Origin of the sequence: Nocardia ninae NBRC 108245 (genome assembly GCF_007990755.1) — a bacterium.
Classification (GTDB): Bacteria; Actinomycetota; Actinomycetes; order Mycobacteriales; family Mycobacteriaceae; genus Nocardia; species Nocardia ninae.
Genome location: NZ_BJXA01000003.1, coordinates 62,303 through 86,749 on the forward strand (window position 1 = coordinate 62,303; position 24,447 = coordinate 86,749).

The window sequence follows — 24,447 nt, forward strand, 5'->3', positions numbered from 1 at the left end:
TTCTGTCCAGCGGGTAGGGTCGGGGCCGAGATCCGATCATGATCGGAAATCCGGTTCCTGATGGGGAGATAGATGAAATACAAGAAGTTTGCCGCCACCGCACTTTTGGCCATCGCCGCCACCGGCGTCGCCGCGGGTACCGCGTATGCCGCGCCGGTACCGCCCGCGGTGCAGGATCAGGCCACTGCCGCGCAGACCGTCAAGGGCACCGACCAGGGTGTCAGCTACGCGCTGCAGCTGGCCGACGCCGGCAAGTCCGTCGTCACCAGCGTCACCGGCGGTGCGTTCAGCCTGGCCGCCGACAAGCAGTCGGTGACCCTGACCAACGCCGCGGGCGAGGCCGTCACCAGCATTCCGCTCACCGCGACCGCCAAGGGCGAGCAGGTGGAGATCGCCGCCGCCATCGCCGACGACGCCAAGCAGCTGACGCTGACCCCGAAGGTCGCGCCGTCCGCGAACGCGCCGGTCGCCGCCGAGTTCATCGGCGCGCAGGAGTGGTTCTTCGCCGAACTGCAGCGTGCGTCGCTCGGTGCCGCGGTCGGTGGATTGATCGGCGCCGCTATCGGTTTCCTGTTCTTCGGTGTCGGGATCCTGCCCGGTGCCGTGCTCGGCGCGCTCATCGGTCTCGCCGTCGCGGGCGGGCCGTCGCTGCTGAACGCGGGCATCGCCTACTTCAGCGGCCAGCCCTGAAAACCCTCCTTTTAGGCGGCACCCGGGAAGCCCGGGAACTCGCCCACATCGCTTCCGGCGAGCAAGGATTCGATATCGTCTCCTCGCTCGCCGGTCGCGTTCGTGACCCCCTGTTGCCGGTCGGCGAAGTGCGTGTCGGCGGGTTCGGTGGGGTCGAGGGCCTGCGGGACTGGTTGGTGGCCAACGAAATCGACACCGTGGTCGACGCTACTCATCCGTTCGCGGGTGTCATCAGTGCGAATGCCGCTGCGGCTGCGGCCGATCTGGGCCTGCCGCTCGTCCATCTGCGGCGACCCGGCTGGTTACCGCAAGATGGCGACAAGTGGATCCGGGTAGTGGATCTGGCCTATGCCGCGAAGACCGTCGGTGATCTGGGCGAACGCATCTTTCTGACTATTGGCCGTCAGGGTGTCGGCGCTTTTGCCGGACTGACCGAGCCCTGGTTTCTGATCCGCGCTATCGATCCACCCGAGGGCGCGCTCCCGCCACGGCACGAACTATTGCTCGCTCGTGGCCCTTTCACCGTCGAGGACGAAACCCGGTTGCTGGCGGACCGGCGCATCGATGTGCTCGTCACCAAGGACAGTGGCGGCGATCAGACGGATGCGAAGTTGGCCGCTGCCCGTGCGGCAGGGTTGCCGGTTGTCATGATCGATCGACCTGCGCTGCCTGAAGGCGCGGTGGTCATGGAAAACGTTGCCCAAGTATGGGATTGGCTCCGGTCAGCGGCCGAGTAGTTCGGGCAGGCGGTCGAACCAATCGAGCACCGCGCGTTCGTATCGGATGCCGAAGTCCAGCGTGGCGCGGGCGTAGGGCGGCAGATCGGTCGGGTCGTCGCCGAGGTATTTGGTGAGTCGAGTCTGGTGAATCTCCCTGTTGGCGGCGATGATTCGGTCCAGATGTGCGCGGTCGAGATGATGGCCGAAGGACAGCGTGAGCAATAGTGGGAAGCGGATGTTTTCGCCGCCCGGGTCGCGAGCGATCCACTCCAGGAAGGCTTCCCGTCCCGCGTCGGTGATCAGGTAGGGCGTGCGTTCCCGTGCGCCCGGTTCCCCCTTCTCCACCAGTCCTGCCGCGTCCATCGCGGCGAGTTCCCGGTAGACCTGGCTCTGCGTGATCGTCCAGAAGTCGCCGATGCGGTCCTGGGCCTTGGCCACCAGGTCCCAGCCCGACATCGGTCCTTCGTGGAGAAATCCGAGCAGCGACGCGGCCGTGGAGTTCAACGGCTTGCGGCTGGTCGCGGTCTTCGTCAACCGACTGCTCCCTTCGCTCTCAACCTTCCATAGTGGAATGTTATACGAATGTGCGCCGGATCGGCGGTGACACCTATTTGCCGGCCAGCTGATCGAGCCTGGCGAGCACCAGCGCCATGCCCTCTTCCAGTCGCGCCTGGCCCAGGCGCAGTTCGACGAGGTTTTCCTCGATCTTTTCGGCGCGCCCCTCGATCCGGTCGATACCGTCGAGCGCCTTCCGGGTGAGAGCCGCGAGCTCGCTGAGGACGTCGCCCTGCTCGTCGAGTGCTTGTTCGCTCGCGGTGGCTCGGGCCTCCAGGGCTCGGGCGCGCAGCGTCAGCTCCGACAGTGTCGCGGCCAAGATCCCTCCATTCGTCGGTGCGTCAGCAGATCTTACGCGTCGGGGGCGGCCGCGTCGCCGCTGCGGGCGTAGCGTCGCGAGGTGTAAACGCGGACCCCCCGGTCGGTTTCCTGGGCCGTAGTGGTCGACGCGCCGATGATCAACAGGGTGCGCATGTCGACCTCGGCCGGGTCGAGATCGCCGAGCGAGACCACCCGCACGGACTCCGTCGGGCCGCCCACGTCGCGGCCGAGCACCACGGGCGTATCCGGCTTGCGGTGCTCCAGCAGCAGGTCGCGCATGGCGCCCACCTGCCAGGTGCGCTGCGATGAGGCCGGGTTGTACACCGCGATCGCCATGTCGGCGGCGGCGACCGCGGAAAGCCGTTGGGCGACAACTTCCCACGGCTTGAGGCGATCGGAGAGCGAGATCATCGCGTAGTCGTGCCCGAGCGGCGCACCGACCCGGCTGGCCACCGCGTTGGCCGCGGTGAGTCCGGGGAGCACCCGCACCGGCACATCGCGCCACTGGGGATCTGCGGCTTCCTCCAGTACCGCTGCGGCCATCGCGAAGACCCCGGGGTCGCCCGACGACACCACCGCGACCCGCGCGCCCCGTCGCGCCAGGTCCAACGCCATGGCGGCGCGCTCCGATTCGACGCGATTGTCGCTGGCATGCCTGCGCTGGCCGGGGCGCAACGGGACTCGGTTCAGGTAGGTGGTGTAACCGACGAGATCTGTTGCGTCGGCGATGGCTTCGTGTACCTCGGAGGTCGTCCACTCGGCGGCGCCGGGGCCGAGGCCGACGACGACGACCTCACCGGGGCGGTCGGCCGGATATCCGTGTGGAGCAGCGTCTTCGGCGTGCCCAGTCGACTGGGCTGCGTGAGTGTTCGGTGAGCGTTGCCGTGCCGCAGCAGGTTTCATGTGGGGGAGCGAGGTGGTCGGTGTCGGTCCGGGGACGAGCGTGATGGAGAAGTAGGGCACATCCGCGTCGGCTACATCGGCGGCGCGCAAAACCCGCTGACGGGTGCTGCTGGCGCGCTCGATGTAGTAGGCGTCGGCGAGACGCCCGGAATCCGAAAGAGCCTGGCGCACATTGGGATAGGTGCGTCCGAGCTTCATGATGGCGGCGGCCTCGGTGTCGCGGAGTCTGCGGGTGAGCTCGTCGACGGGCATGGTGCCGGGCAGAATGGTCAGCACCTGCTCGCCCTCGACCAGCGGGGTACCCAATGCCGCCGACGCCGCGCTCACCGAGGTGATACCCGGGATGATCTCCGCCTCGAAGCGATCGGCGAGCCGCCGGTGCATATGCATGTAGGAGCTGTAGAACAGCGGGTCACCCGCGGCCAGCAGCGCGACCGACCGGCCCGCCGCCAAATGCCCAGCGAGCAGTTCTGCGGCCTGCTCGTAGAACTCATCGATCGCACCCTGGTATCCGCCGGGATGATCGGTGGTCTCGGTCGTCACCGGATAGACGAGATGCTCCTCGAGCTGCCCGGCCCGCATGTACGGCGCCGCAATACCTCTGGAGATGCTGCGCCCATGGCGAGCGCTGTGGAACGCGATCACATCGGCCTCGGCGATCACCCGCGCTGCCTTGACCGTAACCAGCTCGGGATCGCCCGGACCGAGCCCAACGCCCCACAACTTGCCTGGTGCCGTGTGTGATTCAGCTCCGGTCCGCATATCGCCCGTCATTCCTGTTCGCTCGCAATCGCATTCAACGCGGACGCGGTGATGGCACTGCCGCCGCGTCGACCGCGGACGGTGAGGTATTCGATGTCGCCGAACTCGACCAGCGCGTCCTTGGATTCGGCGGCGCCGATGAAGCCGACAGGAATGCCGATGATGGCGGCGGGCCTCGGTGCGCCCGCGTCGAGCATGTCGAGCAGGTGGAACAGCGCGGTCGGCGCGTTTCCGATGGCGACGACCGCGCCGTCGAGGTGCGCGCGCCATAGCTCCAGCGCCGCGGCCGAGCGCGTATTACCCATGCTCGCAGCGAGTTCCGGCACGCGCGGGTCGGTGAGCGTGCAGATCACCGCGTTGTCGGCGGGCAGCCGCTTGCGCGTCACACCGGAGGCAACCATGTTCGCATCACACAGAATCGGTGCTCCCGCTCGCAGCGCGGCCCGGGCCGAAGCCACCACGCCCGGCGAAAACGCCACATCCCCTGCCAGATCCACCTGACCGCACCCGTGGATCATGCGCACCACCACCTGCGCGACCGCCGGCGGGAACCGATCGAGGTCCGCCTCCGCGCGGATCATCGCGAACGACCGCCGATAGATCTCGGCCCCGTCGGTGAGGTGGCTGGCACGCAAGTCGGACATGGCGTCCACCCTAAGAGGTGCCTTCCCCCCAGGTCGGCGCGGGTAGTCGGGGGTCAGGTGCGGGGGCGTTCGAGAATGCGGGACATCACGATGGAGCTGCGGGTGCGCCCGACGCGCGCGTTCTCCCGGATGCGTTCGACGGTCACCTCGATCTCGGCCATGTCGGTGGCCATCACGTGGACGAGCGCGTCGGCCTCGCCCGCGATGGTCCACACGCCGACGACCTGCGGAATAGGTTCGAGACTGCGGCGAAGTTCGGCCGGAGATATGTTGTCGCGGTAGTACACCTCGACGTAAGCCTCGGTCTTCCAGCCCATCGCGGCCGGGTTCACCAACGCCGTGAAACCGGTGATCTGTTTGCTCGCGACCATCTTGTCCACGCGCCGCTTCACCGCGGGCGCGGTCAGGCCGACGGCGCTGCCGATTTCCTGGAACGAGGCGCGGGCCTGTCTGAGCAGGTGCTCCAATATCCGCCGATCGATGTCGTCCACGTCACAGCCCTTCCGCTATTGCGCAATTATTCGATGTTCTAGGGCCGAAATGCGCAACGATTCGATGTTCCTGGCGCAATACTAGGCGAATTACGGTCGTGTCAGCCGCAAGATCGCGCCGACCTCCGGGAGACACGTTGACGTCTGTAGCCACCCTCCGTGCCGAGACCACCGTTCGTAAGCCGTCGCCGCGACGGTTCGTCATGTGCCGTCCCGACTACTTCGACGTCACCTACTGCATCAATCCGTGGATGGATCCGGAAGCCCCGGTCGACCGCGCCCTCGCCCTGCTCCAGTGGGAAACCCTGCGCGCCACCTACGAGGAGTACGGCCACAAGGTCGACGTGGTGCCCGGCGTGCCCGGCCTGCCCGACATGGTGTTCGCGGCCAACGGCGGCCTCGTCGTCGGCGACCGGGCGATGTCGGCCCGGTTCACCCACGTCCAGCGGGCGGCCGAGGGTCCCGCGTACCACAACTGGTTCGCCCAGCACGGCCTCGCCGGACTGGTCGACGCCAAGGAGATCAACGAGGGCGAGGGCGATTTCCTCCTGGTCGGTGACCGCATGCTCGCCGGCATGGGGTTCCGCAGCTCGCTCGCGGCGCATCGCGAAGTGGCACAGCACTTTTCCCGGCCCGTGCTGTCGCTCGAGCTGGTCGATCCGCGCTTCTACCACCTCGATACCGTGCTGCTGCCGCTCGATGACAACACCATCGCCTACTTCCCGCCCGCCTTCAGTGCGGAAAGCCAGGCGGTGCTCGCCGAGCTGTTCCCCGACGCCATCGTCGCCACGGACGCGGACGCGGAGGTTCTCGGGTTGAACGGTGTCTCCGACGGGTTGAACGTCTTTCTCAGTGACAAGGCCGGCGCGCTCAGCGAAGCGCTGCGTGCCCGCGGCTACAACCCGATCGGCATCGACATGTCCGAGCTGCTCAAGGCCGGCGGCAGCGTCAAGTGCTGCACGTTGGAGATTCACGAGTAGTCGACGGCTTCGAGATCAACGGCACTGGTGGTTGGCTGCTTTCGAGCGATGCCGCCGCCAGGGCCGTTTGTCGTGAACGACGTGGTTTCGAGCGGGCCAGTGTGGTCGTGGAAGCAGGACTGTGGTCTTCAAATTGGGACTGCGTGGGTCTCGAATTCGTACCGCACGGTCTTGAAGGTGAGCTCGCACAGCCCTGAAGGCGCGACAACGCGGTTTGCGGACGGGAATCGCGCGGTCTTTTAGGCGTGGCAGCGCGGTTCGACGGCGAGATCGGACGGTCTTGGAGGCGCGACTGTGCGGTTTGGCGGGGACTGCGCGGCTCTCGGGTGGGGACAGCGTGGTCGTGATGGCGGGGCCGTGTGGGTCAGGGGCAGCGTGGTCCGGGGCCAGGCCGCAAGATCCAAGGCGGACCCGACCGTCAGTCGATCCGGTATCCGGTCTCGGTGGCGACGATGTCGGTGACCGTGCCTCGTGGGCGGCCACAGCGCCGGTCGCAGCCGGACCAGTGCTGGCGACCCGCGACGGTTACCTCATCTGCGTCGATTACCGGCATACCTTGGTGCATAGGCTGATTCGCCTCAGCGGGATGAACCCGGTCGGACTCGACCGCAGCGGTGACGTCGGCGCGGACGTCAGTGAGCGACTTCGCGCAACCCGGCCGGCCCGCGCACGCGCTGACCTGAAGCCAAGGGGAGTTGGCGTCGAAGATGAGGTCCATCGGGGCCAGCACGCGGACAACTTGCTCGGCAGCCCATTCCGCCAAGTCGGTGATGACCAGGCTGCGCCACGGGGTAACGAATACGGGACGCTCGATGGCGGCAATGAATTCGGCGGTCCGGGCGGGCAGCGAGCCCAGGCGGACACCGGCGCCGAGGCTGACCAAGCCGTCGTCCTGATCGAGCCAGCCGATCGGAACATCCTGAGACGCACCGATTACCAGTCGATCGGTGCCGCGTCGGAGGGCGAGCAATTCAGCGACCCGCTCGGCACCGTTATCGATCTCGTGCAGCCGCCATTGTCCCGCGTCACCACCGCGCAGGTCGAGAAACCCGTGCGCGGCGGCGAGCATGACATCCACCGCGTCGGCGACCGAGACCCGGATACCGGTGTCGCGTCCCGCCAGTAGCAGCGCGAATTCCTCGGTGCCCGTTGCGTGTACGCCGATATCGCCGCCGAGCACGCTGACATCGCCACGCCCGTCATCCAGCGTGAACAGCACGCGCCCAGGAAGTTCGGCAAGCCGCGGCGCGGCCAGCAACCCGGCGTCGAGCGCCGGAACCAGCGCCTGCACATCCGCGATACCACCGATCCGACCGGACAGCGGCGAAGCGACAATATTGCGCACCCGCTCATGCGTCTGACTGGGCAACAAGCCAGCCGCCGCCAGCCGCCCGGTCAGCTCCTCCGCATCCCGCACCTGCCGCAGCTGCACGTTCCCCCGCGACGTCAGCTCGATATTCCCGTCCCCGACCTCCCGCGCCGCCTCCGCCAACACCTGCAACTGCCCCGGCTCCACCCGCCCACCAGGCAGCCTCACCCGCGCCAGCGGCCCATCCGCCGCCTCGTGCAGCCGCAACACGCCGGGACAGGAATCCGGAACACCTCGAGTCATAGTCCGTCCAGGGTACGTACCCGAGCCGACCGGCCTACCAGGGAGGAGACGCTCCAGCCCACTGCCGCGCAGCCGCGCCAGCCCCGCCGAGCCCGTCTGGTGTGGCCGAGCCCGACCGGCGTGGCACAGCCTGACTGGCGTGGCCCGGCAGCGCAACCAGCCCAACTAGCGCTGCTCAGCCGCGCGCTGGTCCTGCCGAGCCGCGCTAGCAACGCTGCTCTGTCCCGGCAGCGGCACCGTCCCGGTCGGCCAGCCAGCCCACGTGGGCTCGACGGGCATGCGCAACGTCGGCGACAGATTCGCCCAATGCCACCGGTGACGGTCGTCGAGCAACTGATCGCGAGGATCGCTAGGGTGTGCCATATGTCCGAAATCTCTACCCTTGCAGACCGTCTCGCGATCGTCGACGTGATCACCCGGTTGTTCGTCTACACCGATCAGGGGCGGTGGGATGATCTTGCCACCGCTGTCTTCACCCCGAAGGTGGACTTCGATGGCGGCTTCGGCGGTCCGGTCGGCGAGCGTGCGGCGGCGGACATCGTCGAGGACTGGCGGGTGGGGCTGGCCGAGCTGGATGCGGTTCATCATCAGTCCGGGAACCATCTGATCGAGCTGGCGGACGATACGGCGACCGTGCATGCCGACGCGATCGCGGTGCATGTGAAGAACTCCGCGACCAACGGCAAGACCCGCACCTTCGTGGGCAGCTACGCCCTCGGCACCGAACGGACTCCGGATGGCTGGCGGGTCAACCGATTCCACTACCACCTCAAAGTCGTCGACGGAAGTGCCGATCTGACGTAGCCGGCAGCAGGTATCAAATGTGCACCGGGGTGCGCTCCGGATCCGGGGTGACCGTGGTCTTCCGCGACCGCCCCGGCGCCCAGACCCCTACGACAACAGCGGCGCCGAATGCCAAATAGCCGAGGGCGAGGCAGGATTGGTGCGCCCCGTGCATGAAGGCGCTCTCGGCGAACTCGATCAGCGGCTGAGCTTGCGGTCCGGCCCGTTCGGCAACCTGGAGCGCCGCGGCGAGTGAGTCACCGACCGGCCCGCGCGCAGGCTCCGGCAGCTGGGGGAGTGCGGGAGCGATACGAGCGGTGTACCCGGCGGCAAGAATGCTCCCCGCCACCGCGATACCGATCGCCGCCCCGACCTCGCGGGCCGCGTCGTTGACCGCCGCTGCGACACCGTGCTTTTCGACCGGCGTCCCGGCGATGATGGCGGCAGTCGCAGGCGCGGAACACAATCCGAGCCCGGCGCTCATCACCAGCAGCGGCCACAGCAGATCGAGATAGGTGCTGTCGACCGTCAATCGAGAGACCGCGACCAACCCCCCACCGAGGATCACAAGTCCGGCGAACGTCGGCAAGCGCAACCCGACCCGGTCGGCCAGCCACGGCGCGACCGCCGAAATCGCCACCATGGGAACGACCATCGGCGCCATCGCCAGCGCCGATATCAACGGCGAGTAGCCGAGAATCAGTTGCAGGAACTGCACCAGCAGCATGAAAACCCCGAAGCTGACGAGGAATTGGACGCTCACCGACATCGTGCCCGCGGCGAACCCGCGCTTGGCGAACAGTCGCACATCCAAAAGCGGATGCGGCATCCGCAATTCGACCAGTGTGAAGATCGCCGCCGCCAGCACACCACCCACGAACATCGCGATCACCAGCGGATCCAGCCACCCCCGCGCGGGCGCCTCGATCGCCGCCACCACGATCAGCCCCACGGCAGCGGCCGAGGTGACAGCGCCCCACGGATCCATCGCAGGCCGCGCCTGATCCACCGATTCGGGAATCGTGCACCCGGCGACCATGAGCAGCGCTCCCGCCACCGCCATGGCGAGAAAAACCGACAGCCACGACCAACGCTCCAGCAGCAGACCGGATCCGAGGATTCCGAGCACCGCTCCCGCTCCCGCGACACCGGCCCACAACCCGACCGCATTGCCGCGCCGAGCCTCCGGAAACCCGGCGGTCAGCAGCGACAGCGTCGACGGCATCACCAACGCGGCACCGACTCCGGCGACGGCGCGAGCGGCGATCAACGAGGTCGGACTGTCGAACAGCAGGGGCGCTGCGGACGCCACCGCGAACACGAACAAACCGACGACCAGAACGATCCGCCGTCCGTACCGGTCACCGAGCGCACCCGCGGGCAGCACCAGACAGGCCAGCGCCAACGTGTATCCATCGACGATCCAGGTCAACTGCAACTGGGTTGCCCCGGTAGCGGTCGCGAGCTCCGGCAAGGCCGTGTACAGCGCCGCCATCGACGCGACGACCAACGCCACCGCCGAGCAGGACAGCGCCAACATCCAGCGCTGAGCGACAGACAGTTGCACATGGTCGGTGGATTTCATCGGGCCTCCCGACGTAACAGAACTAGCGGTATCGCTACGCTACTATCAGTAGCATAAGTAGCTCGACTGGCGATAGCCCCCGCGGAACAGGAATGCTGCAACACATGACCCCGGCAGATGACGACACTGTCGACCCGCGCAAGGTGCGCTCCCGCGCGCGCCTGCTGGACGCCGCGGCTTCCTTGCTGAAAACCGGTGGCGTCGAGGCGGTGACGGTCGAAGCGGTGACCCGCTTGTCCAAGGTCGCCCGGACCACGCTGTACCGGCATTTCGACAACGCCGTGCACCTGCGCGCCGCCACCCTCGAACGCCTGCTGCCCCCGGTCATCGAGGCGCCACCGGCCGGCCCGCTGCGGGACCGGCTGGTCGAATTGCTCACCAGGCAAGCCGAAGTCGTCAACGAGGCCCCGCTGCAACTGTCCACGCTCGCCTGGCTGGCCACCGGCACCGAGCACGGCGAGGGCGCGCCTGCCTTGTCGTCGCTGCGGCATCGACTGCTCCAGCAGTACCGCCAGCCGTTCGACGAACTGCTCGATACCCCGGAAGTCCGCGCCGAACTCGGTGAATTCGACCTCGAGCTGGCCCTGACCCAACTCGTCGGCCCGATCGCCTTCGCGAAACTGATCGGCATCGAACACGCCACCCCGGCCGACTGCGCGCGCATCGTGGACGACTTCCTGGCCGCCCGCGCGGCGAGCTGACGCCGACCGCCGAGCCGAACCCGGTGGTACGGCAGGTAGCATCTGCCGTGCTCGGCGGGTGACGAGGAAACCGGTGGAAATCCGGTGCGGTCGCGCCACTGTGAATAGCCAGACCCTCTGGGCTCACCCACCCCGCTGGCCGCCGACCCCGGCGGCGAGCAGCAACCGATGGGCGCGTAACCCGAGGAAGGCCGTCACCTGTGATTCTGCTGCTGTCCACGTCCGACACCGATCTGCTGAGCGCCCGCGCGAGCGGCGCCGAGTACCGGTGGGGCAACCCCGCCCGGCTGCTGGTGGACGACCTGCCCGCGCTGCTCGACGGCGCCGATCTGGTGATCGTGCGCATCCTCGGCGGCAAGCGCGCCTGGGAGGACGGCCTCGACGCGATCCGGGCCAGCGGCGTGCCGATGGTGGCGCTGGGCGGCGAGATCGCGCCGGACGCGGAACTGATGGAGTGCTCGACCGTGCCCGGCGGTGTCGCCGCCGACGCGCACAACTACCTCGCCGCGGGTGGGTCGGAAAACCTGCGGCAGCTGCACAATTTCCTCTCCGACACGGTGCTGCTCACCGGCCACGGCTTCGAGCCGCCGGTGCAGCTGCCGAGCTGGGGTGTGCTGGAACGGGATTCGACCGCCGCCGACGACGAGCGGCCCACGGTCGCGGTGATCTATTACCGCGCACAGCATCTCGCCGGAAACACCGGTTACATCGACGCACTCTGCGGGGCGATCGAAGACGCGGGCGCACGCGCGCTGCCGCTCTACTGTGCCTCGCTGCGCACCGCAGAGCCCGAACTACTTGCGACACTGCGCCAGGCCGACACCCTCGTGGTCACCGTGCTCGCCGCGGGCGGCACGAAACCGGCCACCGCCTCCGCAGGCGGGGAGGACGAGGCCTGGGACGTCGGCGCGCTCGCCGACCTGGATGTGCCCATCCTGCAAGGCTTGTGCCTGACCAGCGGCCGGGCCCAGTGGGCGGCCAACGACGACGGGCTGTCGCCGCTGGACGTCGCCACCCAGGTCGCCGTCCCCGAGTTCGACGGCCGGATCATCACGGTTCCGTTCTCCTTCAAGGAGTTCGACGCCGACGGCCTGTCCACCTACGTCCCGGACGCCGAACGCGCGGCCAGGGTCGCGGGCATCGCGGTGCGCTACGCGCGGCTGCGGCACATCCCGGCCGAGCGCAAGCGCGTCGCGCTGATGCTGTCCGCCTACCCGACCAAGCACGCCCGCATCGGCAACGCGGTCGGCCTGGACACACCCGCGAGCGCGATTCGCCTGCTCACCGAGATGCGCAGCGCCGGATACGATCTCGGCGAGCCGGGTGCGGTTCCCGGCCTAGATGAGCAAGACGGCGACACCCTCATCCACGCCCTCATCGCGGCGGGCGGCCAGGATCCGGACTGGCTCACCGCGGAACAGCTGGAGGGCAACCCGATTCGGATCACCGCGGCGGCGTACACCGCGTGGTTCGACACGCTGCCCGAAGACCTGCGCGAGGCCATCGTCGAGGCGTGGGGACCGCCGCCCGGCGAGCTCTACGTCGACCGCTCCGCCGACCCGCACGGTGAGATCGTCATCGCCGCCTTGCGTTTCGGCAATGTGGTGCTGATGGTGCAGCCGCCCCGTGGTTTCGGTGAGAACCCGGTCGCCATCTACCACGACCCCGACCTGCCGCCCAGCCACCATTACCTCGCCGCGTACCGATGGCTCAGCTCCGCCGAGGGTTTCGGCGCCGACGCGATGGTGCACCTCGGCAAGCACGGCAACCTGGAGTGGCTGCCCGGCAAGACCCTCGGCATGTCCGCCTCCTGCGGCACCGACGCCGCCCTCGGCGACCTGCCGCTGATCTACCCGTTCCTCGTCAACGATCCCGGTGAAGGCACCCAGGCCAAGCGGCGCGCGCACGCGACCCTGGTCGATCACCTGATCCCGCCGATGGCCCGCGCCGAAAGCTACGGCGATATCTCCCGTTTGGAGCAGCTGCTCGACGAGCACGCCAATATCTCCACCCTCGACCCGGCCAAACTGCCCGCCATCCGCCAGCAGATCTGGACGCTGATGCGCGCGGCCAAGATGGACCACGACCTCGGCCTCGCCGAACGCCCCGACGAGGACGTCTTCGACGACATGCTGCTGCACGTCGACGGCTGGCTGTGCGAGATCAAGGACGTGCAGATCCGCGACGGCCTGCACATCCTCGGCCAGGCGCCCGCGGGGGAGAGCGAGGTCGACCTGGTGCTGGCCATGCTGCGCGCCCGTCAGCTCTGGGGCGGTGAGCGCAATGTGCCCGGACTGCGGGAAGCCTTGGGCCTGGACGAATCCGGCACCGAGGCGCGTGGCCGGGTCGACGTGGTGGAGGAGCAGGCGCGCGGCTTGGTCGCCGCGTTGCAGGCCGCCGACTGGTCCGCCGACGCGGTCGACAGGCTGGTCGACGAGTTCGCCGCCTCGCTGCTTGCCGGTCCGTCCGCGGATCCGGAACTCACCGCAGTGCGTTCCGTGCTCCGCTTCGCCGCGACCGAAGTCGTTCCGCGCCTGCGGCAAACCGGCATCGAGATCGATCGCGTACTGCACGCCCTCAACGGCGGCTTCATCCCCGCGGGCCCCAGCGGCTCGCCCCTGCGCGGCCTGATCAATGTCTTGCCGACCGGCCGCAACTTCTACTCCGTCGACCCGAAGGCCGTCCCGTCCCGGCTGGCCTGGGAAACCGGTCAGGCCATGGCGGATTCGCTGCTGGCGCGGTACCTGGCCGATCACGGCGAGTACCCGCGCTCGGTGGGCCTCTCGGTGTGGGGCACCTCGGCCATGCGCACCTCCGGCGACGACATCGCCGAAGTCCTTGCCCTGCTGGGTGTCCGGCCGGTGTGGGACGAGGCGAGCCGCCGCGTCACCACGCTGGAGGTGATCTCGCTCGAGGAATTGGCCCGTCCCCGTGTCGATGTGACGGTGCGCATCAGCGGTTTCTTCCGCGACGCCTTCCCGCACGTGCTGGCGCTGCTCGACGACGCGGTGCGGATGGTCGCCGAACTCGACGAGCCCGCGGAGTCGAATTATGTTCGCGCGCATGCCGAAGCCGACCTGGCCGAGCACGGCGACGCCCGCCGCGCCACCACCCGCATCTTCGGTTCCAAGCCCGGCACCTACGGTGCGGGCCTGCTGCAACTGATCGATTCGAAGAGCTGGCGCACCGACGACGACCTGGCACAGGTGTACACCACCTGGGGTGGTTACGCCTACGGTCGCGATCTCGACGGCGCACCCGCCGCCGACGACATGCGCACCGCGTATCGCCGAATCGCGGTGGCGGCCAAGAACACCGACACCCGCGAGCACGACATCGCCGACTCCGACGACTACTTCCAGTTCCACGGCGGCATGGTCGCCACCGTGCGCGCGCTCACCGGCAAGAACCCCGAGGCCTACATCGGCGACAGCACCCGGCCCGACGCGGTGCGCACCCGCACGCTCTCCGAGGAGACCTCGCGGGTGTTCCGGGCTCGCGTGGTGAACCCGCGCTGGCTCGAGGCGATGCGCAGGCACGGGTACAAGGGCGCGTTCGAGATGGCGGCGACCGTCGACTACCTGTTCGGCTACGACGCCACCACCAACGTCGTCGCCGACTGGATGTACGAGAAGCTCGCGGAGAGCTACGTTTTCGATGACGTGAACCGCAAGTTCATGGAGCAGTCCAACCCGTGGGCGCTGCACGGCATTGCCGAGCGGCTGCTGGAAGCCGCCGAACGGGACTTGTGGGAGCACCCGGAGCAGGCGACACTGGATCGACTGCGCCAGGTCTACTTGGAGACCGAAGGGGAATTGGAATAGCGCGAAAATCAACCCCCCAATTTCATGGGGAAGCGCGAAATGTGTGATCTTGCAAGGTAATTCAATCTGCCCGTTTCTCTCGACAATCCTGTTGTCGAGAGAGCATGATCGATGGTGTTCCACGGCCGTTTCCGGGAAACGCCAATCGAATCGGCTAGATGATTGGAAAGCCTTATGAATATCAGGAAAATGCTCGCTACCGCAGCGCTCACCGTGGCCGCGACCGGTGTCGCCGCGGCGACCGCGCACGGTGAAGTGCAGGTGGCCGACGCGATCAGCGGGGTCGATCGAGGCGTCGCCTACACGGCCGCCGTCGCGCCGGACCGCTCGAACGCGACGGTGACGCTTGCCTCCGGCAAGTTCGTACTGACGCCCGATCAGGGCATCTCCGTGCTGGCGCCGGACGGATCGGTGGTCGCCAACGTGCCGACGACCCTCCAGTCGGTGGCGGGTCAGCAGGTGCGGGTCGCGCCGCAAGTCGATGCCAGCGCAACCACTTTGACGTTGACGCCGGTCGGAGCTGCGGTCCCGGAGGCCGGGGCGCCGCAGTTCATCGGTGATGCGGGTACCACCGTCGCCGGTGTGTTGATCGGGTGCGCCATCGGTTTCTTGATCGGCTTGATCTTCGCCATTATCGGTGCCATCCCCGGCTGCATCATCGGTGGAATCATCGGTGGTATCGCGGGTGCCAACCAGCCCTGACGGGAATCGAGAACAGTGCCAGCCCAGCCTGTTCGGTGCTTTATGCCGGACCGGCTGGGCTCACCCGTTAATCGCCTAATTCCGGTACGTAAACGTTTATCGGTGCCCGGCCGCCTTGCGGAATCGCTCGGCGGTCGCCAGCAGCTGCTCCGCGAGCTCGGCACCCTCGAGTATCTCGAAATCGACATCGACGGAACCGAGATAGAACGCGAGCATCCGCGGTGAATCCGAACCCGCCCGCACCACACAGTGATCCGGCCCGTCCGGCTCGACGGACACCGCGGGCGGCAGCTGGGCCCGCATCCGCTCGGCGGGCGCGGCCATGCGCACCGTCGCGCGATAGCGCCAGGTCGCCGCGCCGACACCGCGCCGAACGCGCTCGGCGATATCGTCTTCGGACACTTCGCGCGGCGTGAACCGCGGCCCGTTCGGCGTCTTCGGCACGATCCGGTCGACCCGGAAGGTGCGCCAGTCGTCGCGGCCCGGATCCCACGCGACCAGATACCAGCGCCCGCGCCAATGCACCAGCCGGTGCGGCTCGACATCGCGACGTGACGGCGCACCCGAATGTGCCGCGTAGTCGAAGCGCAACCGCTCGCTCGCCCGGATCGCGCCGGCCACCGCGGTGAGCACCTCGGCATCGACGGTGTTCCGGCCGATATCCGGCGCGTGCACGGTGGCCGAGGTCAGTGCCGCCACGCGGGCGCGCAGCCGCGCGGGCAACACCTGCTGCAACTTCGCGAGCGCGCGCACCGAGGTCTCCTCGATGCCGGTGACGGCTCCGTTGGCCGCGGTGGCCAAACCGACCGCGACCGCCACTGCCTCCTCGTCGTCGAGCAGCAGCGGCGGCAGCGCCGAGCCCGCGCCCAATCGATAGCCGCCCGCGACACCCGGCGTGGCGTGCACCGGATAGCCCAGGGACCGCAGTCGCTCGATGTCGGTGCGCACCGTGCGCGTGGACACCCCGAGTCGCTCGGCGAGCACCGGTCCGGGCCAATCCCGGTGCAGCTGTAGCAGCGACAGCAGGCGAAGTAGCCGCGCGGAGGTCTCCAACATGGGTCGATCATCGCAGGAATCGCGGAAGGTTGCCTTCCGCGATTGGGGCCACTATTCCGCGTGGCTCGGCTCGGATCGAGCTCGCCGCGCTGGTCGCCTTGTCGGTCGGCGGGTGGTTGGCGGTTGGCAGAGCCGGGCTGCGAGCGGTCTGTCCGGTGTGCCCTTGCCTGTGATCGGAGAGCTGGCAGGCGAACGGGTTAGCCGGGTTGCGATCCGAGTCGACAAGGCCGGTGATCGAGGTGGCCGGTGCGCTCGAGAAGGGCAATCGCGATCGAGTTGGCGTCCTCCGCTCGAGTCGACCGGGCTGTCTTCCTGCGGCGTCCGCTCAGCCGACCACCGCATTCATGATGGTCCCCGCACTCGTGGCGACAACGCCGCCGATCATGCCGCCTGCGATCATCTTCGGCGAGTCGAGCGGACCGCCCTGCCACTTCTCCCAGGCGAATCGTCCACCCGCGAAGGTGATTCCGCAGACACCGGACAGCAGCACCAGCCAGGTGAGGTAGCGGACCATCTGCAAAATCTTGTCCGAGACCGGCGGCGGTTCCGGGGTCGGATTGCCGATCTGCGCGAGGAGGGCGTCGTGCACAGCGATGATGACCATGAATACGCTCGCTTCGGGGTCGGCGTGACACCTACCGTAGGCGCCACGGGCGCGTTGTCTGGGTGATAGCCATGCTTGTACCGGACAGTATGTGCGGCGCTGACCATTTCGTGGAGCGTACGAAAAAACCTGTCCGAAATGTCCGATCAGGGATGCGGGTGCACTGCTGCGGATCGGGGCACGTCCGGCGAGTCGGCCTCGGAAAGGTGCGCGACCAGGAAGGGAACCGCCACCGTTTCGAAACCTTGCGGAACGTCCAGCACCGGATGCACATTCACCTCGAAGACCACGCCGCCGTTCTCGGGCACCAGATCGACACCGCCGAACGGTAGCCCGACCGATGCTGTCGCCCGGATCGCGAGCTCGTGCAGGCGCCGGGGCAGGGCGTTGAGGGGGAGCACGGTGGACACCGCGCCCTGTGCCTCGTTGCATGGAGCATCCGGGTCGGTCTGCACGTGCTCGCAGACCCGCAGCACCCGTCGGCCGAGCACGACCACTCGATATTGGTGACGTCGCCCGCGCTCGTCGAAGTTCTGTGCGTCGCGGGTGAGCAGCCAACTCGTGCCGGTCTTTCGGTAGAGCTCGCGCGCGGCGTGGAGTTGCGCCTCGGTGGTCGCGTGGAATACATCGCGTCCACCGAAGCCGATCGCTGGCCGGGTCCAGACGTCGTGCCCGAGCCGTTCAAAAGCCGCCAATGCGGCGCTCGGAGTGGGATCGTCCAGGACGAGCGACTCCTCCTGACGGATACCTCCGGCCCGGAATCGTTCGACTGTGCGACGCTTGTCGGTCGCGTTTCGCCAAGCCTGCGCGTCGGCCCCGAGGCAAGGGATACCGCTGCGGGCGACGGCCGCTTGGAACCGGGTGAATCGATGCCGGTCGATCGGCGGAATTTCATAGACGACGAGCGCGCTCGGCTGGACCTCGATGTGTTCGGACGGCACCGCCAGCGTCGGTAACCCGTCGACCCGCAGCACTCCCTCGCCGCCGTCGTAGAAATGTCTCGCGTCCAGCACCAGTGGTGCAGCGTCGGTGACCCATTCGACGGCGCGGGCGAGCAGGGCGGAGCTGCCCTCGGTCGAGCTGTGATCGGTCAGTACGACAATCGGGCCGGTGTTTCTCATCGCGCACCACCGTTCTGTAGTACGGGTGAATCCACAATCGCGACAGCGTCACTGGGGTCGGTTCGGCTGCTCGAACCCGGTTCCGCGCAGGGGCGCCGGGTCGATTCGACAGCCGAAGCCGCCGACCTGCTCGGTACGTTACCGGATCGCGGTGCGGCAAGGTCGGTGAATGCTCCACGGCCACAACAGATTCGCTGGTCGCGGCAGTCCGCGGAGAATCAAGAACGCCGCGAGCGCGCGACGCGGAAGCCTACGTCATCCAAGCGCAGGGACGGATGGCTGCGGCGGCGCACCGAGGCGCGGCAGCTCCAGTGTTCGTCGAACCAGCCGCCGCCGCGCAGCACCCGGTAGGAGTCGTAGATTTCGGCGTCGTAGATGTCCCAGCACCAGTCCCAGGTGTTGCCGAGCATGTCGTACAGGCCCCACGCATTGGGTCGCTTGCCGCCGACGTCGTGCATGTGCTCGGCCGAATTGCCCCGGTACCAGGCGATTTCGTCGAGTTCGCCGTAGCGCGGGCCGGTGCTGCCCGCGCGGCACGCGTGCTCCCATTCGGCCTCGGTCGGCAGGCGGTAGCCGTCGGCTTCGGTGTTCCAGTCGACGTTCTCGTCAGCGATCCAGTACGCGGGTGTCAGCTCTTCCCGGATCGACCGTGCGTTGCAGTACAACAGCGCATCCCACCACGAGACGCTGTCGACGGGCCGCCGGTCGCCGCGCCCGCTGCTCGGTCGCAGCTCGGTGACCTGCTCGTACTCCGCCTGAGTGACCGGGACCGTCGCCAGCTCGAACGGCGCGACCTCGACCGGCCAGCTGCGCTGGGTTCGCCGATCCGACAGCGTCACCGTGCCCGCCGGAATGGCAACCAGCACGGTCAGGCTCGTGTCTCGGAGACCGGTTCGTCCAGTTCCAGGTCGGGTCGGACCGGGTCGAGGAACACGAATTTGCGCATGGCCCACCAGCGGAACACCGTGGCGAGCAGGGTGCCGATGATGGTCGCGCTGACGAAGTCGGCGATGTTCTCCGCCAGGACCGAGACGTGCGGTGTGCGGAGCTGGAAGAGGTAGCTCGACACCGCCAGCGGCAGCTGGTTGATCACCATGCCGACACCGGCCACCAGGAAGAACAGGGCCGCTTCGTGCCTGCGCGCACGTCCACCGCGCGCGGTGAACGCCCACTCGCTGTTCAACACATAGGAGACCACGGTCGCGATCAGCACGGCGACCACGTTCGCGGTGACCGGTTTGCCCTCCAGCACAGTCCATTTCAGGCCGAAGAAGAGCACCGAGGTGGTCACGAAGGCGATCGCGCCGACGGTCAGGAACTTCAGCAACTCGGCGTTGCGGACGAACACGGACAGCATTCGGCTCGGTACCCGAGCGGCGACGATCTGGGCCAGGAACATCGGGACAGGTTATCCGAGCGACCTTTCGGCACCGGCGGGCGGACCATGGCCGCCTGGCGACTCCCCGGCGAATTCTCGAGGGGCGGTAGGTAACGGCGAGCGGAACAGTTCGAGCACGGTTGCCGGGCGTTGTTGCTATTTCGTTATCTGCGAACGGCTTTCGCGCGGTGATTCGAGTGGAAGCTCGGCGCCGCATTGCTCGTACAGATGCACGGGCACGCATCTGCGCCGGTCGCGCCCGCGCTCGGTGCGCCGAATATCAGCAAGTATGAGAGTCTTCTGTATCGAGGCCGGGGCCCAGAGGAAATCACTCGGACACTGGTCGGCACGACCGCAGGGGCCTCAGCGATGTGCTGAGGCCCCCGCAGTGCGTTTCGGGCTAGACACCGGGTGGCGCCTGCGATGGCGCGCAAGGGATCTGACGCGCGGTGCTCGGATCGAGGGCTTGCAGGGCCAGTGCGGTGACCGTGGGATCGACCGAGACGGAGAGATGGCCGGACAAGTTCACCGGGCAGATGTCTTGCAGCACAATGTTCGTCGCGTTCGGCGCGACCCGCACGCCGCTGGTGTAGGGCTGCACCTGGATGTCGGTGGTGGTCACGATGTTGGTGTAGTGGACTTCCGGCGCGTAGACGCCACTGGCTTGCAGCCGATTGATGAAGTCGGATCCGGTCCGCAGCTCCGCGCAGGCGGCGCAGGTGGGATCCAGCGACTGGTACAGATCGCCGTGCAGGCCCAGCAACGTCAGCGGTGAGTCCAGGGGATCGGTGATGGCGGTGCCGGCCCAGATCGGCGCGAGATTGATCGCCTTGTCGACGGCCGCCGCACCATCCAGGTATTGCAGGTATGCCGCGCTGACCAGGGTGCCCTCGGACCAGCTGAGCAGATCCACGCGATCGGTGCGCGTCGCGGTGCGTACCCGGTCGACGAATCGCCGCAATTCGGAACTGGATTCATCGATGGGTGCGCGGCCGCCGATGCCCGCGACGATGCCACGATCCTGCGGATAGACGCCGTAGGTCAGCGCGTAGACGCAGTACCCTTCGTTCGCCAGCAGCGGAGCGAAAGTCTGCCAACTGTTTTCGCCGTTGCCGCTGAGGCCGTGCACCAGGACGACCGGTGTCGGGTGCGCCTTCGAGGGGACGCAGCCCCAGTCGTTCGCGCCGGGTGGTGCGCCCGGTGGCTCGATGGTCAGGCTCTCGGTAACCATGGCCGCCAACGAATATGGCACCGGCAGCGGGGCGGCGGACGCGTTGCCGAGGGCCAGGGGGACGGCGGCGGCCACCGCCGCGGTGAGGACCATGAGTCGACGCATTGCTGCTTACTTCCTTTCGCTGACTGCCGTACCCGGCGCTCAGCTGTATTCGACCGGCGCGCCGATCTCGACGATCGCGCCGTTGGGGTCGCGGATCACCGCGATCCGCTGCCCCCACGGGCGGGTCGTCGGCTCCAGGGCGCCGTGCCCGCCCGCGGCGAGTGCGTTCTGGTATGCGTCGTCCACGTCCGCGGTCTCGAGGAAGACTCGAAAAGCGTTGGCGGGGCCGGGTTCCGCGAAGTCCTCGATCTTCTTCCAGTGTTCGATCGTGAGACTCGCGGTCGACGGTCCCGGGGACCAGACGCCCTTACCCAGCACGACGAAGGTGCCGTCGGGGTCGGCGAATACCTTGTCGAGTCCGAAAGCTTGCTCGTAGAAGGTCGCTGTCGCGTCCACGTCGTTCACCATCAGGGTCATTCCACCGAAGTGCATGCGTCTCCTCCTCTGGGTAACTTCCAGCTATTTGGTAAGAAGGATTACCATATAGTAGCTAGCGTGAGATTCCTAGAGATCCGCTCAGGAAATTTGTGGAATTTGCCCAGGCGGCCCGCTGGGGGCGCCGTTTTACCGACTCGTGGAGATCGAATCAGCTAATGATTGGCGAATGACACTGGTCTGCAGGTCGGGCTGAGGCGGCTCCCGCGCCGACAGCGGCGCTGGAATACCGGTTGGGGCCAGTACTATTCGTGATCCATCAGCATCGGGAAGGTCTGGGCGCATCCTCTCCCGCTGTCGGTGACCTCGATCTCGATGGTCTGCTCGCCGCCGTCGATCGGCACGGCGTCGGCGCCGATCGCCACGGCGTGCAGTATGTGCAAACCGGGGTAGTGCGGCGTCCACCTCGCGATGACGTCACCGCTGCCGTCGGCTTTGATCGCGTTGGGTGGATCGAACTGGCCGCTCTGGCTGTCGAAGAAAACGATGTAGGCGCCGGGCTCGGTCGTCACCCGCGCCGGGTAAGCGCAGTCCGTGACGAAGGTCGGCGGATCCCCCGGCGTAACTTCGAAAGCCGTGGTCGCGGCAGGTGCGGCGGAACTCGTCAGCACCAGCGCGGCAGTCATCGCGCCCATCGCCGATATCGCGACCGCGGCGGACCTATGTGATCGGAGCATGAGGAGTCCTTTCGAGTCACAACGAATTGTGGCCGTCGCCCGAGCCTATCGATGGGGCCGCTCTCCTGGGAGCGCCGTTTGTGGGGGCAGCCGTTGGCAGTCGCTCTGAGGTTTCGCTTTGGCCGAACCTCGAAGAATCTGACTGAATTTTGTATTGCGGAAGCAAGTCTTCCGCAATGCCCGCGAGGGTAGTTCCCATGACGAACACAGACATCCGCCCCTTCCGTATCGACATCCCCCAGGCCGAGCTCGAGGAACTGCGCGACCGGCTGGCGCACGCACGGATCCCGCATCCGGTGCCGGGGACCGAAAACGATTGGCGCCGCGGCATCGCGCCCGCCTACCTGGCGGAGTTGGCGCAGTACTGGCGCGACGGCTTCGACTGGCGGGCGCAGGAAGCGAAGCTGAACGCGCACGACCAGTTCACCACCGAGATCGACGGGCAGACAATTCATTTCATTCATGTGCGCTCGGCGGAAGTGGAAGCGGTGCCGCTGCTGATCACGCACGGTTACCCGGGATCGGTGGTCGAGTTCCTGGACCTGATCGGGCCGTTGACGGACCCGGTTGCGCACGGCGGTGATTCGGCGGATGCGTTCCATGTGGTGATTCCGTCGCTGCCGGGGTTCGGGTTCTCGACGCCGCTGGCTGCGGCAGGGTGGGAGTTGGCGCGGACCACGGAGGCGTTCGCGGAGTTGATGACTCGGCTCGGATACGAGAAATTCGTCGCGCAAGGCGGGGATGTGGGTGCCGGGGTGACCGGGCGGTTGGCCGCTCTCTACCCGGAGCGGGTGCTCGCCACGCACGTCAACAGCGATCAAGGTTCGCTCGGACTCGTCGGTGAGCAGCTGCCGATTCCGGCCGGCCTGACCGACGAGGAACTGTCGGAGATCCATGCCGCGCAAGCGCAATGGGCGGAGCAGAAGGGCTACCTGGTGCTGCAATCGACCCAGCCCAATGCCATCGCCGCCGCCTTGACCGACTCGCCGATCGCGCAGTTGGCGTGGATCGCCGAGAAGTTCCAGGTCTGGACCGATCCGGCGCGCCCCGCCGGCGAAGCGGTCGACCGCGACGCCCTGCTGACCAACATCAGCATCTACTGGTTCACCCGAAGCGGTGCCTCGGCCGCCCAGTTCCTCTGGGAGACAGCGCATTCAGGGATGGGGTGGACGATGCCGTCCGGCGTCCCGCAGGGTATGGCGGTGTTCAACACGAGTCCGCTGATGCGCCGAGTCATGAACCCGGAGGGCAACATCGAGCACTTCACCGAGTACGCCGAGGGCGGACATTTCGCGGCGTTGGAACAGCCGAAGCTGTTTCTCGAAGATGTGCGGACGTTCTTCCGCAAGTATCGAGGGTGAGTCGTGGGGCGGGGTGCGCGGCCCGGCGCACCCCGCTCGCGTGGGGCGTTCGGCGGGCGCGGGTGCGTACAGCGCACCAGGAGCGCTCGGCGCCGAAATGCGTCAGCCTGTCGTGGCGGGTCGCGCGTTGGGGCGCTCCGCTGGTGGTTGTATCCCGGCTTCCGGCGCAGCGATACGTCGCCGCGCGTACGACGGAATTCTGCCTGTGGGCGGATGTCGCGCCCGGCTCGGCGGCCTACTGTTTTCGCTATGACATGGAAAGAGCTGGGGGCGAGCAGGTTCGCGCTGCTGACCACCTATAAGAAGGACGGCACGCCGGTGGGGACGCCCGTGTGGGTGGCGCCGGACGGCGACCGGATCGTCGTATGGACCAACTCGAAGACGTGGAAGGTCAAGCGCATCAGACGCAATGCCGACGTGACGTTGCAGCAGTCCGATGGGCGTGGTCGTCCGAAAGGCGACGAGGTGCTCGCGGGGACCGCGACGATCCTGGACGCCGAGGACACTCAACGCGTACGTGACCTGGTTTCCCGCAAGTACGGCATCATCGGCACGCTGGCCGTCAAGTCGCACAAGCTGTTCCGCGGGGCCGAGGCATCTGTTGGACTCGCCATCACCCCTCGACCCGGCGAGTAGTGCTTGACCCGTGGCACGGCGGGGATCTACCGCCACCACGTCCCGTAATCGTTGGATACCGTGCCTCGAGGGGACATGGGGGCGGGCTCACTCGAATTTTGGCGCCACCGTGTCCCGTTGATCATGAAACCTGTCGGGGGACGGGACCTGGGTCAGGCGGATTCGGCTAGGCCGGCGGCGCGCCATGTGTCGGCCAGGTCTTGGAGGGGGAGATCCAGGACGAGGCTCAGGGCGACGACGGTGCCGAAGGCGGGGGAGGGGAGGCGGCCCGTCTCGATCTTGCGGAGGGTTTCCGGTGAGATACCTGCCGCGCGGGCGACTTCGGTGAGGTCGCGATCGGCGCGGGCCGCGCGCAGGGCGGTGCCGAGGCGGCGGCCGGCGTCGATTTGAGCCGGAGTCAACGGGAGACGGACCATGTGGGACAGGGTAGAGACGGTATTTAAATACCGCAAGACTTCAATGAGGCATGTTCCTACGTAGATATGCGCATCTAACAATGTTCTCACCCGGATTGGGGCACCCCGCTCGAGATGGGAAGAACAGCAACGACGGGCGAGTTGGTATTAAAATA

General features: G+C 67.4%; 25 protein-coding genes. 9 read left to right on the forward strand and 16 right to left on the reverse strand.

Annotation, left to right across the window (positions count from 1 at the left end; translation table 11 throughout):
* The first annotated feature begins 72 nt into the window (after positions 1 to 72).
* On the forward strand, positions 73 to 690 hold the full coding sequence (locus NN4_RS45965; RefSeq protein WP_246180692.1) for a DUF8020 domain-containing protein: 618 nt from the start codon (positions 73 to 75) through the stop codon (positions 688 to 690).
* Positions 687 to 1,427 carry a cobalt-precorrin-6A reductase gene (locus NN4_RS45970; RefSeq protein WP_246180710.1) on the forward strand — a complete coding sequence of 247 codons (741 nt, stop codon included), beginning with the start codon at positions 687 to 689 and terminating at the stop codon, positions 1,425 to 1,427. Before NN4_RS45965 ends, NN4_RS45970 begins: the two co-directional genes overlap by 4 nt.
* Here NN4_RS45970 and NN4_RS04045 read toward each other — a convergent pair.
* The 5 genes from NN4_RS04045 to NN4_RS04065 all read right to left on the reverse strand — a co-directional run bounded on the left by NN4_RS04045 (position 1,413) and on the right by NN4_RS04065 (position 5,085).
* Positions 1,413 to 1,943, reverse strand: a complete 531-nt coding sequence (locus NN4_RS04045; RefSeq protein ID WP_147128611.1) for a PadR family transcriptional regulator — start codon at positions 1,941 to 1,943, stop codon at positions 1,413 to 1,415. The two genes, NN4_RS45970 and NN4_RS04045, sit on opposite strands and share 15 nt — an antisense overlap.
* Positions 1,944 to 2,016: 73 nt before the next feature.
* Positions 2,017 to 2,283: a hypothetical protein gene (locus NN4_RS04050; RefSeq protein ID WP_147128612.1), complete on the reverse strand. Its 267-nt coding sequence runs from the start codon at positions 2,281 to 2,283 to the stop codon at positions 2,017 to 2,019.
* A 32-nt stretch (positions 2,284 to 2,315) separates the two neighbouring features.
* On the reverse strand, positions 2,316 to 3,950 hold the full coding sequence (gene cobJ, locus NN4_RS04055) for a precorrin-3B C(17)-methyltransferase (RefSeq protein WP_147128613.1): 1,635 nt from the start codon (positions 3,948 to 3,950) through the stop codon (positions 2,316 to 2,318).
* Positions 3,951 to 3,958: 8 nt separating this feature from the next.
* Entirely contained in the window at positions 3,959 to 4,594 is a 636-nt protein-coding gene (locus NN4_RS04060) for a precorrin-8X methylmutase (RefSeq protein WP_147128614.1), read from the reverse strand.
* Positions 4,595 to 4,647: 53 nt separating this feature from the next.
* The gene (locus NN4_RS04065) at positions 4,648 to 5,085 is read right to left on the reverse strand and encodes an Lrp/AsnC family transcriptional regulator (RefSeq protein WP_135231775.1); all 438 of its coding nucleotides are present in this window, start codon (positions 5,083 to 5,085) and stop codon (positions 4,648 to 4,650) included.
* A gap of 137 nt (positions 5,086 to 5,222) precedes the next feature.
* On the opposite strand from NN4_RS04065, the gene ddaH reads away from it, so the two are divergent.
* Entirely contained in the window at positions 5,223 to 6,065 is an 843-nt protein-coding gene (gene ddaH, locus NN4_RS04070; protein WP_222594977.1) for a dimethylargininase, read from the forward strand.
* A 418-nt stretch (positions 6,066 to 6,483) separates the two neighbouring features.
* On the opposite strand, the gene NN4_RS04075 is transcribed toward ddaH, so the two are convergent.
* Positions 6,484 to 7,677: a ferredoxin-like domain-containing protein gene (locus tag NN4_RS04075; protein WP_147128615.1), complete on the reverse strand. Its 1,194-nt coding sequence runs from the start codon at positions 7,675 to 7,677 to the stop codon at positions 6,484 to 6,486.
* A 363-nt stretch (positions 7,678 to 8,040) separates the two neighbouring features.
* On the opposite strand from NN4_RS04075, the gene NN4_RS04080 reads away from it, so the two are divergent.
* Positions 8,041 to 8,481, forward strand: a complete 441-nt coding sequence (locus NN4_RS04080; protein WP_147128616.1) for a nuclear transport factor 2 family protein — start codon at positions 8,041 to 8,043, stop codon at positions 8,479 to 8,481.
* Positions 8,482 to 8,494: 13 nt separating this feature from the next.
* Here the strand turns inward: NN4_RS04080 and NN4_RS04085 are convergent, their stop codons facing one another.
* On the reverse strand, positions 8,495 to 10,045 hold the full coding sequence (locus NN4_RS04085; protein WP_147128617.1) for an MFS transporter: 1,551 nt from the start codon (positions 10,043 to 10,045) through the stop codon (positions 8,495 to 8,497).
* A gap of 104 nt (positions 10,046 to 10,149) precedes the next feature.
* Here NN4_RS04085 and NN4_RS04090 point away from each other — a divergent pair, with 104 nt between their 5' ends.
* The 3 genes from NN4_RS04090 (at position 10,150) to NN4_RS04100 (ending at position 15,272) form a co-directional block, all read left to right on the forward strand.
* Positions 10,150 to 10,746 carry a TetR/AcrR family transcriptional regulator gene (locus NN4_RS04090; protein WP_308633298.1) on the forward strand — a complete coding sequence of 199 codons (597 nt, stop codon included), beginning with the start codon at positions 10,150 to 10,152 and terminating at the stop codon, positions 10,744 to 10,746.
* Between the two features lie 200 nt (positions 10,747 to 10,946).
* Positions 10,947 to 14,570 carry a cobaltochelatase subunit CobN gene (gene cobN / locus NN4_RS04095; RefSeq protein WP_147128619.1) on the forward strand — a complete coding sequence of 1,208 codons (3,624 nt, stop codon included), beginning with the start codon at positions 10,947 to 10,949 and terminating at the stop codon, positions 14,568 to 14,570.
* 174 nt (positions 14,571 to 14,744) lie between these two features.
* Entirely contained in the window at positions 14,745 to 15,272 is a 528-nt protein-coding gene (locus NN4_RS04100) for a DUF8020 domain-containing protein (protein ID WP_147128620.1), read from the forward strand.
* A 96-nt stretch (positions 15,273 to 15,368) separates the two neighbouring features.
* Here NN4_RS04100 and NN4_RS04105 read toward each other — a convergent pair whose 3' ends face one another.
* From NN4_RS04105 to NN4_RS04140, 8 genes are all read right to left on the reverse strand, one after another.
* Entirely contained in the window at positions 15,369 to 16,328 is a 960-nt protein-coding gene (locus NN4_RS04105; protein ID WP_147128621.1) for a helix-turn-helix transcriptional regulator, read from the reverse strand.
* A gap of 325 nt (positions 16,329 to 16,653) precedes the next feature.
* Positions 16,654 to 16,932, reverse strand: coding sequence for a hypothetical protein (locus NN4_RS04110; protein ID WP_135231768.1), 279 nt, complete (start codon positions 16,930 to 16,932; stop codon positions 16,654 to 16,656).
* Between the two features lie 146 nt (positions 16,933 to 17,078).
* Positions 17,079 to 18,053, reverse strand: a complete 975-nt coding sequence (locus NN4_RS04115; RefSeq protein ID WP_147128622.1) for an ATP-grasp domain-containing protein — start codon at positions 18,051 to 18,053, stop codon at positions 17,079 to 17,081.
* 218 nt (positions 18,054 to 18,271) lie between these two features.
* Positions 18,272 to 18,919, reverse strand: coding sequence for a formylglycine-generating enzyme family protein (locus tag NN4_RS45645; protein ID WP_246180693.1), 648 nt, complete (start codon positions 18,917 to 18,919; stop codon positions 18,272 to 18,274).
* Between the two features lie 2 nt (positions 18,920 to 18,921).
* Positions 18,922 to 19,452: a GtrA family protein gene (locus NN4_RS45650; RefSeq protein WP_147128623.1), complete on the reverse strand. Its 531-nt coding sequence runs from the start codon at positions 19,450 to 19,452 to the stop codon at positions 18,922 to 18,924.
* A 379-nt stretch (positions 19,453 to 19,831) separates the two neighbouring features.
* Positions 19,832 to 20,767 carry an esterase/lipase family protein gene (locus NN4_RS04130; protein ID WP_147128624.1) on the reverse strand — a complete coding sequence of 312 codons (936 nt, stop codon included), beginning with the start codon at positions 20,765 to 20,767 and terminating at the stop codon, positions 19,832 to 19,834.
* 39 nt (positions 20,768 to 20,806) lie between these two features.
* Positions 20,807 to 21,199, reverse strand: a complete 393-nt coding sequence (locus tag NN4_RS04135) for a VOC family protein (RefSeq protein ID WP_147128625.1) — start codon at positions 21,197 to 21,199, stop codon at positions 20,807 to 20,809.
* 248 nt (positions 21,200 to 21,447) lie between these two features.
* Positions 21,448 to 21,879: a hypothetical protein gene (locus NN4_RS04140; RefSeq protein WP_147128626.1), complete on the reverse strand. Its 432-nt coding sequence runs from the start codon at positions 21,877 to 21,879 to the stop codon at positions 21,448 to 21,450.
* A gap of 197 nt (positions 21,880 to 22,076) precedes the next feature.
* On the opposite strand from NN4_RS04140, the gene NN4_RS04145 reads away from it, so the two are divergent.
* Both NN4_RS04145 and NN4_RS04150 read left to right on the forward strand, forming a co-directional pair.
* Complete coding sequence (locus NN4_RS04145) at positions 22,077 to 23,240, forward strand: epoxide hydrolase family protein (protein WP_147128627.1); 1,164 nt, start codon at positions 22,077 to 22,079, stop codon at positions 23,238 to 23,240.
* Positions 23,241 to 23,489: 249 nt separating this feature from the next.
* Positions 23,490 to 23,876 carry a PPOX class F420-dependent oxidoreductase gene (locus NN4_RS04150; protein WP_147128628.1) on the forward strand — a complete coding sequence of 129 codons (387 nt, stop codon included), beginning with the start codon at positions 23,490 to 23,492 and terminating at the stop codon, positions 23,874 to 23,876.
* 152 nt (positions 23,877 to 24,028) lie between these two features.
* On the opposite strand, the gene NN4_RS04155 is transcribed toward NN4_RS04150, so the two are convergent.
* Positions 24,029 to 24,292: a helix-turn-helix transcriptional regulator gene (locus NN4_RS04155; protein WP_135231761.1), complete on the reverse strand. Its 264-nt coding sequence runs from the start codon at positions 24,290 to 24,292 to the stop codon at positions 24,029 to 24,031.
* Positions 24,293 to 24,447 lie beyond the last annotated feature (155 nt).

Excerpts from the sequence above, each read along its gene's own strand:
- NN4_RS45965 (WP_246180692.1), top strand. The coding sequence starts at position 73 with ATGAAATACAAGAAGTTTGCCGCCACCGCACTTTTGGCCATCGCCGCC.
- cobJ (WP_147128613.1), bottom strand. The coding sequence starts at position 3,950 with ATGCGGACCGGAGCTGAATCACACACGGCACCAGGCAAGTTGTGGGGC.
- NN4_RS04060 (WP_147128614.1), bottom strand. The coding sequence starts at position 4,594 with ATGTCCGACTTGCGTGCCAGCCACCTCACCGACGGGGCCGAGATCTAT.
- NN4_RS04075 (WP_147128615.1), bottom strand. The coding sequence starts at position 7,677 with ATGACTCGAGGTGTTCCGGATTCCTGTCCCGGCGTGTTGCGGCTGCAC.
- NN4_RS04080 (WP_147128616.1), top strand. The coding sequence starts at position 8,041 with ATGTCCGAAATCTCTACCCTTGCAGACCGTCTCGCGATCGTCGACGTG.
- NN4_RS04085 (WP_147128617.1), bottom strand. The coding sequence starts at position 10,045 with ATGAAATCCACCGACCATGTGCAACTGTCTGTCGCTCAGCGCTGGATG.
- NN4_RS04090 (WP_308633298.1), top strand. The coding sequence starts at position 10,150 with ATGACCCCGGCAGATGACGACACTGTCGACCCGCGCAAGGTGCGCTCC.
- NN4_RS04100 (WP_147128620.1), top strand. The coding sequence starts at position 14,745 with ATGAATATCAGGAAAATGCTCGCTACCGCAGCGCTCACCGTGGCCGCG.
- NN4_RS04105 (WP_147128621.1), bottom strand. The coding sequence starts at position 16,328 with ATGTTGGAGACCTCCGCGCGGCTACTTCGCCTGCTGTCGCTGCTACAG.
- NN4_RS04110 (WP_135231768.1), bottom strand. The coding sequence starts at position 16,932 with ATGGTCATCATCGCTGTGCACGACGCCCTCCTCGCGCAGATCGGCAAT.
- NN4_RS04115 (WP_147128622.1), bottom strand. The coding sequence starts at position 18,053 with ATGAGAAACACCGGCCCGATTGTCGTACTGACCGATCACAGCTCGACC.
- NN4_RS45650 (WP_147128623.1), bottom strand. The coding sequence starts at position 19,452 with ATGTTCCTGGCCCAGATCGTCGCCGCTCGGGTACCGAGCCGAATGCTG.
- NN4_RS04130 (WP_147128624.1), bottom strand. The coding sequence starts at position 20,767 with ATGCGTCGACTCATGGTCCTCACCGCGGCGGTGGCCGCCGCCGTCCCC.
- NN4_RS04135 (WP_147128625.1), bottom strand. The coding sequence starts at position 21,199 with ATGCACTTCGGTGGAATGACCCTGATGGTGAACGACGTGGACGCGACA.
- NN4_RS04140 (WP_147128626.1), bottom strand. The coding sequence starts at position 21,879 with ATGCTCCGATCACATAGGTCCGCCGCGGTCGCGATATCGGCGATGGGC.
- NN4_RS04145 (WP_147128627.1), top strand. The coding sequence starts at position 22,077 with ATGACGAACACAGACATCCGCCCCTTCCGTATCGACATCCCCCAGGCC.
- NN4_RS04150 (WP_147128628.1), top strand. The coding sequence starts at position 23,490 with ATGACATGGAAAGAGCTGGGGGCGAGCAGGTTCGCGCTGCTGACCACC.
- NN4_RS04155 (WP_135231761.1), bottom strand. The coding sequence starts at position 24,292 with ATGGTCCGTCTCCCGTTGACTCCGGCTCAAATCGACGCCGGCCGCCGC.